The organism is Micromonospora sp. WMMC264, from assembly GCF_027497275.1.
Taxonomy (GTDB): domain Bacteria; phylum Actinomycetota; class Actinomycetes; order Mycobacteriales; family Micromonosporaceae; genus Micromonospora; species Micromonospora chalcea.
Map to the genome: position 1 here is coordinate 1,303,239 of NZ_CP114907.1, position 9,233 is coordinate 1,312,471.

General features: G+C 73.2%; 4 protein-coding genes. 3 read left to right on the forward strand and 1 reads right to left on the reverse strand.

What is annotated here, in order from left to right; translation table 11 throughout:
• Positions 1 to 50 precede the first annotated feature (50 nt).
• Positions 51 to 1,613 (forward strand): bifunctional 3-(3-hydroxy-phenyl)propionate/3-hydroxycinnamic acid hydroxylase, encoded by a 1,563-nt coding sequence (locus tag O7542_RS06000; RefSeq protein WP_281605817.1) that lies wholly within the window; start codon positions 51 to 53, stop codon positions 1,611 to 1,613.
• Between the two features lie 29 nt (positions 1,614 to 1,642).
• Positions 1,643 to 2,530, forward strand: coding sequence for a class I SAM-dependent methyltransferase (locus O7542_RS06005; RefSeq protein WP_043329884.1), 888 nt, complete (start codon positions 1,643 to 1,645; stop codon positions 2,528 to 2,530).
• A 70-nt stretch (positions 2,531 to 2,600) separates the two neighbouring features.
• On the opposite strand, the gene O7542_RS06010 is transcribed toward O7542_RS06005, so the two are convergent.
• Positions 2,601 to 3,362: an alpha/beta fold hydrolase gene (locus tag O7542_RS06010; protein WP_043329886.1), complete on the reverse strand. Its 762-nt coding sequence runs from the start codon at positions 3,360 to 3,362 to the stop codon at positions 2,601 to 2,603.
• A gap of 288 nt (positions 3,363 to 3,650) precedes the next feature.
• Between O7542_RS06010 and O7542_RS06015 the strand changes: the two genes are divergently transcribed.
• Entirely contained in the window at positions 3,651 to 9,215 is a 5,565-nt protein-coding gene (locus O7542_RS06015; RefSeq protein ID WP_281605818.1) for a type I polyketide synthase, read from the forward strand.
• The last annotated feature ends 18 nt before the right edge of the window (positions 9,216 to 9,233 follow it).

The following is a 9,233-nucleotide window of genomic DNA, read 5'->3' on the forward strand; positions in this document are numbered from 1 at the left end:
CCGCCGCAAGCCGACCCCGTGTCCGACCGACCCCTGAGGAACCGATACCGATGCTGACGACCGACGTCCTGATCGTGGGCTACGGCCCCGTCGGTGAGATGCTCACGATCCTGCTGGCGCAGCGAGGGCTCACCGTCACGGCGGTCGAGCGGTGGGCCACTCCCTACAACTTCCCCCGCGCGGTGTCGTACGACGGGGAGGCGAGCCGTGTCCTGGCCGCCGCCGGCGTCGCCGACCGCCTCGGGCCGGTGGTGGAGTCGTCCGGCGAGTACACCTTCAAGAACGGCTTCGGCCGGACCCTGCTGCACGTCAAGGTCACCGGCAACGGCCCGATGGGCTGGCCCGACTCGGTCTCGTTCTACCAGCCGGGACTGGAGGCGCTGCTCGCCGAGCGGGGCGCGGAGCTGCCGGGTGTCACGGTGCTGCGCCCGTACCAGGTGACGGGCCTGGTCGAGCACGACGACCGGGTCGAGGTGACCATCGCCGGCCCGGACGGCGAGGAGGTCCGCGCGGCCCGCTGGGTCATCGGCTGCGACGGGGCCAACAGCTTCGTGCGGGAGCACCTGGGCAGCGGCGTCACCGACCTCGGCTTCACGTACGACTGGCTGGTCTGCGACGTGGTCCCGCACGAGGCCCGCGAGTTCAAGCCGAACAACCTGCAGGTCTGCGACCCGGCGCGGCCCCGCACGGCCGTGTCGGCCGGCCCTGGGCACCGGCGGTGGGAGTTCATGCGGGTGCCGGGGGAGAGCCGCGAGGAGTTCGAGAGCGCCGCCAACGTGTGGCGGCTGCTCGGCCTCTTCGACATCACCCCCGACAACGCCACCCTGGAGCGGTACGGCGTCTACACCACCCAGGCATGCTCGGCCGGGCGCTGGCGTTCCGGGCGGATCCTGCTCGCCGGCGACGCGGCGCACGTGATGCCGCCGTTCATGGGGCAGGGGATGAGTTCGGGCTTCCGCGACGCCCTCAACCTCGCCTGGAAGCTCGACCTGGTGCACCGCGGCCTCGCCGACGAGGCCCTGCTGGACACCTACCAGGAGGAGCGCTGCGCGCACGTGCAGCACGCCATCCGGATGTCCATGGACTCGGGCACGGTGATCTGCGAGACCGACCGCGCCGCCGCGGCCGGCCGCGACGCCGCGATGCTCGCCGAGCTGCGCCGGCGTACCGCCCGCCCGCGCACCCGGTCCCTGCTGGAGCCCCTGTCCGGCGGGATCCTGCACAGCGGCTGCGAGGCCGCCGGCGCCCCGATGCCGCAGGGCCGCGTCGAGGTCGACGGCCGCGCCGGGCTCTTCGACGAGGTCGTCGGCACCGGCTTCGTCCTGCTCTGCGCCGAGGACCCCGACGACCTGCTCGACGCCGACGCCCGGGCCTTCCTGGACACGCTCGGCACGCGGGTCGTCCGGATCGTTCCCGCCGAGGCGCCCGTACCCGGATCCGGCGCCGCGCCGACGGCCTTCGACCTCGACGACGTGTACCTGCCCCACCTCAAGCGGTACGACGCGGTGGCGGTGCTCGTCCGGCCCGACTTCTACGTCTTCGGCACCGCCGCCGACCCGGCCGTCGTGCCCGCGCTCGTCGAGGATCTGCGCCGGCAGATCCGGCGCGGCTGATCGGCATCCACCCACCGGAAGGAACCGACATGTTCGAGAACCTGAAGATCGCCGGCCGGGCGATCCGCACGGTCTTCACCGCCGACCCCATCACCCGGGTCCGGCGCTTCTACGAGATCCAGTCACCCGACGTGGAGTTCGCGGCCCGCCGTACCCACTACATGAACGTGGGCTACTGGTCCGACGGGGTCACCGACATCGACACGGCCGCCGACGCGCTGGCCGACAAGCTGGCCGACGCCGCCGGGCTCAAGCCCGACGACACCGTGCTCGACGTCGGCTTCGGCTACGGGGACCAGGACTTCAAGTGGCTGCGGGAGCGCCAGGTCGCCAAGGTGTACGGCCTGAACATCACCCCGCACCACGTCGAGGCGGCACAGCGCCGGGCGCAGGAGGAGGGGCTCGCCGACCGGACCGACTTCCGGCTCGGCAGCGCCACCGAACTGCCCTTCGAGGACAACACCTTCGACCGGGTCGTCGCCCTGGAGTCCGCCTTCCACTTCTACCCGCGCAGCGCGTTCTTCGCCGAGGCGCTGCGGGTGCTGCGCCCGGGCGGCGTGCTCGCCACGGCCGACATCATCCCGGTCAGCGGCGACGTCGTCCGCGCCGCCATCCAGTCCGGCCCGCTGAGTTTCGTCAAGTTCAGCATCCCGAAGGAGAACTGGCACGACCGGGACACGTACCGGCAGCAGTTGGTCGAGGCCGGCTTCGCCAACCCGGAGGTCCGCTCGATCAAGGAGCAGACCTGGGAGGGCTGGCGGGCGTACATGGCCGAGCGGACCAACGACCCCGCGTTCCGGGCCGTCGTCAAGCCGGCCGTCCGCAAGAGCATGGCGGCCCACTGGAAGAACCAGGACCTCATGAAGCGTGAGCTGGCGCAGATGGACTACGTGATCGCGGTCGGCCACAAGCGGTGACACCGCGCACGGACGAGGGGCCCGCCGACCGGTCGTGACGACCGGCGGACGGGCCCCTCGTCCGGTGGGATCAGACCGCCGGCGCCGCGCTCAGTGCCGTCGAGATGGCCCGCAGGATCGCCGGCTGGTGCTCGGCGAGGAAGAAGTGCCCGCCCGGGTAGACCTTCAGGTCGAACGCCGCGGTGGTGTGGTCCGACCACGCCCGGGCCTCCTCGACAGTCGTCTTCGGGTCGTCGTCACCGGTGAGGACGGTGATCGGGCAGCTCAGCGGCGGCCCCGGCCGGTAGGTGTACCGCTCGGCGGCCCGGTAGTCGTTGCGGATCGCCGGCAACGCGGCGCGCAGCATCTCCGGATCCCCGAGGACGGCGGAGTTGGTGCCGCTCAGCTTCCGGACGTCGGCCAGCAGCCCCTCGTCGTCGAGCAGGTGCACCGTCTCGTGCCGTGACTTCGACGGCGCCCGGCGCCCGGAGGCGAACAGGTGCGCGACGCTGCCGCCGTCCTGCTCGATGAGCCGGGCGAGTTCGAAGCCGAGGCTGGCCCCCATGCTGTGCCCGAAGATGGCCAGCGGCTCGTCCCGCCAGGGCCGCAGCACGGTGAACACCTCGCGCGCGAGGTCGTGGATGTCGCCGATGCACTTCTCGTGGCGCCGGTCCTGCCGTCCCGGGTACTGGATCGACAGCACCTCCACGGCGGGGGAGAGAGCGCGGGACACCGGGAAGTAGAAGCTTGCCGACCCGCCGGCGTGGGGCAGGCACACCAACCGCCTCGCGCCGCCCGGAGCGGGGTGGAAGCGTCGCACCCACAAGCCGTTGTCGGTATCTGGCGTCGTCATCCTCTGGTGGTCCTTCCGGCGGCTGCGGTTGCCGACCGGATCGGCGCGGACCCGGTCGAGGCGACGCTAGTGCGACGGGTCGGGACCGGACACCCCTAGCTGGTCGGTTGCCTGGTTAGGGGTTGTCCGCGCTCGCGCGCAACCAATAACTTCTCCCGGCAGATGGGGATCTGCGTGGCTCTCGGCCGAGCGAGCCGAACGACAGATACAGGTGTCGCCTGAGACTTCTGCGCATTCGTACCGTCGCTTACGTCGAGTCTCCGCCGTGAATCGCGATGGGCTGGGTTGATGGACACCGAAGAGAAGCTCCGGGAGTACCTGAAGAGAGTCACCGCCGACCTGCGGCGGACCCGGCAACGGCTCCGGGACGTCGAGGCCGACGCGCAGCAGCCCATCGCGATCGTCGGCATCGGCTGCCGGTTCCCCGGCGGGGTGCGCACCGCCGAGGAACTGTGGGATCTCGTCGCGTCCGGCGGTGACGCGATCGCCTCCTTCCCCACCGACCGCGGCTGGGATCTCGACGCGCTCTACGACCCGGAGCGGTCCCGGCCGGGCACCTCCTCGGTCCGGGAGGGCGGATTCGTGGCCGACGCCGCCGAGTTCGACCCTCGGCTGTTCGGGGTCTCGCCGCGCGAGGCCCTCGCCATGGACCCGCAGCAGCGGCTGCTGCTGCAGACCTCGTGGGAGGCCGTCGAGACGGCGGGGATCGACCCCACAAGCCTGAAGGGCGCCCGGGTCGGGGTCTTCGCCGGCATGACCCACAGCGGGTACGCCCACCCGCCGGAGACCCCGCCGGCGGGCGTGGAGGACTACCTCGGCCTCGGCAACGCGGGCAGCATCGCCTCGGGCCGGGTGGCGTACTCGTTCGGGTTCGAGGGGCCGGCGGTGACTGTGGACACGGCGTGTTCGTCGTCGCTTGTGGCGTTGCACCTGGCGGTGCAGGCGCTGCGGTCGGGGGAGTGCGATCTCGCGCTGGCCGGTGGCGTGACGGTGATGCCCACTCCCGCGGTGTTCGTCGACTTCACCCGGCAGGGCAACCTGTCCCCGGTGGCCCGGTGCCGGGCGTTCGCCGACGCGGCGGACGGCACGGCGCTCGCCGAGGGCGTCGGTGTGCTGCTGGTGCAGCGCTTGTCGGATGCGCGGCGCGACGGGCGTCGGGTCCTTGCGGTGGTGCGGGGTTCGGCGGTGAATCAGGATGGTGCGTCGAATGGTTTGACGGCGCCGAATGGCCCGTCGCAGCAGCGGGTCATCCGGCAGGCGCTCGCCAACGCCCGGCTGGGCGTCGCCGACGTGGACGTGGTGGAGGCGCACGGCACGGGTACGACGTTGGGTGATCCGATCGAGGCGCAGGCGTTGCTGGCGACGTACGGGCAGGGCCGGGATGTGCCGCTGTTGCTCGGGTCGGTGAAGTCGAACATCGGTCACACGCAGGCCGCTGCGGGGGTGGCGGGCATCATCAAGATGATCTCGGCGATGCGGCACGGGACCGTGCCGGCGACGCTGCATGTGGATGTGCCGTCGTCGCATGTGGATTGGTCGTCGGGTGCGGTGGAGTTGGTGACGGCCTCCCGTGAGTGGCCGGGCGTGGAGCGTCCTCGGCGGGCGGGTGTGTCGTCGTTCGGCATCTCGGGGACCAATGCGCACGTGGTCCTGGAGCAGCCGGAGGCCGAAGCCGATCCCGAGCCCGTCGCGGCGCCGGTGGGTGTGCCGGTGCCGTGGGTGGTGTCGGGGCGTTCGGAGCGTGCTCTGGTGGGGCAGGCGTCGAGGTTGGCGTCGTTCGTGCCGGGATCTGGCGTGTCGTCGTGGGACGTGTCGTGGTCGTTGGTGACGTCGCGGGCGGCGTTGGAGCACCGCGCGGTGGTGTGGGGCTCGGACGTGGACGAGCTGGTGGCCGGGCTGTCGGCTGTTGCCGAGGGCCGGTCGGTGGTGTCGGGTGTGGTGTCGGCGGGTCGCCGGGCGGTGTTGTTCACCGGTCAGGGTTCGCAGCGTGTGGGCATGGGCCGGGAGTTGTACGAGGCGTTCCCGGTGTTCGCGGCGTCGTTCGACGAAGTGTGCGCGGAGATTGATCCGCGTCTGCCGCGTGCGTTGCGCGAGGTGGTGTTCGCGGAGCCGGGTTCGGAGACTGCGGCTCTGGTGGATCAGACGGTGTTCGCGCAGGCGGGGTTGTTCGCGGTCGAGGTGGCGTTGTGGGAGTTGCTCGCGTCGTGGGGTGTGCGGGCTGATTTCCTGGCGGGTCATTCGATCGGTGAGGTGACGGCGGCGTACGTGTCGGGGATGTTGTCGCTGTCGGATGCCTGTTCCCTGGTGGCGGCGCGGGGTCGGTTGATGCAGGCTCTGCCGTCGGGTGGGGTGATGGCGGCGGTCGGTGCGTCGGAGGAGGCTGTCGCCGAGCTGCTCGGCGCGTCGGGCGCGGTCGTGGACATTGCGGCGGTGAACGGCCCCGCGTCGGTGGTCGTCTCGGGCGCGGCCGATGAGGTGGCTTCGGTGGTGGGGGCCTGCCGTGAGCGGGGTTGGCGGGTCAAGGAACTGGCGGTCAGTCACGCGTTCCACTCACGGTTGATGGATCCGATGCTGGACGAGTTCGCGTCGGTGGTGGCGGGGCTGGACTGGCAGCCGCCGCGGGTGCCGGTGGTGTCGAACGTGACCGGTGCGGTCGCGGACGCGGCGGAGCTGACCGACCCGGGCTACTGGGTGCGGCACGTACGCCAGCCGGTACGGTTCGCCGACGCGGTGCGCACCCTCCACCAGCAGGACGTCACCCAGTTCCTGGAGGTCGGCCCCGACGCCGTACTCACCGCCATGGCGCAGGACTGCGTCGAGGCGGCCGGCGAAGTCCGGTTCACCGCCACGATGCGCGCCGGGCACTCCGAGGCCGACACGCTGCGCACCGCCCTCGCCGAGTGGTACGTCACCGGCGGCCACGTCGACTGGACCGGATACCTCGCCGCCCTCGACGGGTCCGGCCCCGAGCGGGCAGCCGAGGCACGCCCCCGCGCCATCGCCCTGCCCACGTACGCCTTCGACCAGCAGCGCTACTGGCTCAACGCCAGCGCGGGGGTCGAGACGGCGCCCGGGCTCGGTGTCCGCCCCGTCGACCACGCGCTGCTCGGCGCCGCCGTACGCGTCGCCGACGACGACGTACGGGTGTTCGGCACCGAACTCTCCGTACTGACACACCCGTGGCTCGCCGAACACGTCGTCTGGGACTCGGTGGTGGTGCCCGGCGCCGCCCTGGTCGAGATGGTCCTGCACGCGGGCGCGCAGGTCGGCTGCGACACCCTCGACGAGCTGACCCTCCAGGCCCCGCTGGCGCTCGCCGAGGACGGCACCCGGGCGGTGCAGGTGAAACTGGGCGCGGCGGACGAGGACGGTCGCCGGACGGTCGCCATCCACTCCCGCGCCGCCGCCGACCCGGACGGCGAGTGGGACCGCCACGCGGCGGGCGTCCTCGCCCCCGCCGTACCGCAGCCCGACCGGTCCGATCCGGCGCCGTGGCCGCCCAGCGCCGCCACCGCCGTCGCGGTCGACGGGATCTACACCGAGCTGTCCCGTCTGGGCGTCGAATACGGCACCCTCTTCCGTGGCCTGCGCGCCGTCTGGCGCACCGGCGACGAGGTGTGCGCCGAGGTGGCGGTGCCCGACGGCACCGAGGTCGCCGGCTTCGGCCTGCATCCCGCCCTGCTGGACGCTGCGCTGCACGTCGTCGGCCTGCTCGACTCCGACGCGGATGATGCCTCCGGCGTACGCCTGCCCTTCGCCTGGACCGGCGTCACCCTCTCGGCGGTCGGCGCGACCGCGCTGCGGGTACGCGCCCGGCGCAGCGGCGGCGGCGTGGCCCTGACCCTGACCGACCCGGCCGGCGCCCCCGTCGCCCGGATCGACTCCCTGGTCTCCCGCCCCGTCACCGCCGACCAGGTGCGCGGCGGTGACTCCGCAGCCGACCCGCTGTACGCCGTCAACTGGCAGAGCGTGCGGCCGGGTACCCCGGCGACCGTCCGGGTGGTGCTCCTCGGCGACGCGCCGTCCGACCTGTCCGAGATCGCCAGGTACAGGCTCGCCGAGCTGGCGGAGGCGGTCGACTCCGGCCGGATCGACCCGGAACTGGTGCTGCTCGCCGCGTACACCGACGACGAGGACGCCCCGGTTCCCGCCGCGACGCGGAGCCGGCTCACGGCGGTGCTGGCCGCCGTCCAGGGCTGGCTCGCCGACGACCGGCTGGCACAGCGGCGGCTGGTCGTGCTGACCCGCGGGGCCGTCGCCGCCGGCGACACCTGTCGTACGGGCGACCTGCCCGGCGCGGCGGTCTGGGGCCTGCTGCGCTCGGCCCAGGCGGAGCACCCCGACCGCTTCGTGCTCGTGGACCTCGACGAGGCGCGGCAGCCGGAGTCCTGCACTGTGGACCTGGTGGCCCGTGCGGTCGCCACCGGCGAACCCCAACTGGCGGTCCGGGACGAGCAGGTGCTGGCGCCCCGGCTCGCGCCAGCCGTCCTCGACCCGGCGCCGGCCACCGCCCTCGACCCCGAGGGGACGGTCCTGGTCACCGGGGCCACCGGCGCCCTCGGCGGTCTGCTGGCCCGGCACCTGGTCAATACGCACAAGGTGCGCCACCTGCTGCTGGTCAGCCGCCGCGGAACCGACGCCCCCGGCGCGGCGGAGCTGCTCGCCGAGCTGACCGCGCTGGGTGCGCAGGCCCGCCTGGTCGCCGCCGACGTGGCGGACCGGGACCGCCTGGCCGCGGTGCTGGCCGACGTTCCCGCCGAGCACCCGCTCACCGGCGTGGTGCACGCCGCCGGCGTCCTCGACGACACGGTGATCTCGGCGCTGACCCCCGGCCGGCTGTCAGCCGTTCTCTCCGCCAAGGCCGACGCCGCCTGGCACCTGCACGAGCTGACCCGATCGCGGCCGCTGGCGATGTTCGTCCTCTTCTCGTCCGTCGCCGGTGTCCTCGGCGGCCCCGGGCAGGGCAACTACGCCGCCGCGAACGCGTTCCTCGACGGCCTCGCCGGGCACCGGCACGCCTGCGGCCTCGCCGCCACGTCCCTGTCCTGGGGCCTCTGGGCCGCGGACAGCGGGATGACGGGCGCACTCGACGCCGCACAGCGGCAGCGGATGAGCCGCAACGGCCTCAGCCCGCTCGGCACCGGCCAGGCGTTGCGCCTCTTCGACGCCGGCCTGCACGGTGGACGCCCCCACCTGGTGCCGGCGCTGCTCGACCTCGCCGCGCTGCGCCGCCAGGCCGACGCCGGCCAGCTCCCGGCGCCGCTGCGCGGCCTGGTCCGGGCCCGGCGGCGCGTCGTCGACGGCGGCGGCGACGGCGGCCCGTCCTTCGCGCAGCGCCTCGCCGGCACGCCCGAGGCCGAACGCGGCCGGCTGGTGGAGGACCTGGTCAAGGCGCAGGTCATCGAGGTGCTCGGCTACCCGCCGGCCACCGTCGTGCCGTCCGGGCAGACGTTCACCGGCCTCGGCTTCGACTCGCTGACAGCCGTGGAGCTGCGCAACCGGCTGACCGCCCTCACCGGCATCCGGCTGCCGGCGAGCCTCATCTTCGACTGCCCCACGCCCGCCGCCCTCGCCGACTTCCTGCTGGTCGACGCCGCCCCGCCGAAGCCCGAACCGGGCCTGCTCGCCGAGCTGGACCGGCTGGAGGCCGCGTTCGCCGCGACCGCGCCGGAGGAGCTGGAGCGGCTGGCCGCCGACGACGAGACGCGTACCGCCGTGGCAGTCCGCCTCCGGGCGCTGGTCACCCGGTGGAGCGACACCACCGACCGGCCCGACGACGTCGGCCAGGCCCTCGACGACGCCTCGGACGACGAGCTGTTCGACTTCATCGACCAGAAGTTCGGCCGATCCTGACCACGAGTCCGCCGCTTG

Bases quoted from the DNA above. Each gene is read 5' to 3' on its own strand.
- O7542_RS06015 (WP_281605818.1), top strand. From the start codon at position 3,651: ATGGACACCGAAGAGAAGCTCCGGGAGTACCTGAAGAGAGTCACCGCC.
- O7542_RS06005 (WP_043329884.1), top strand. From the start codon at position 1,643: ATGTTCGAGAACCTGAAGATCGCCGGCCGGGCGATCCGCACGGTCTTC.
- O7542_RS06010 (WP_043329886.1), bottom strand. From the start codon at position 3,362: ATGACGACGCCAGATACCGACAACGGCTTGTGGGTGCGACGCTTCCAC.
- O7542_RS06000 (WP_281605817.1), top strand. From the start codon at position 51: ATGCTGACGACCGACGTCCTGATCGTGGGCTACGGCCCCGTCGGTGAG.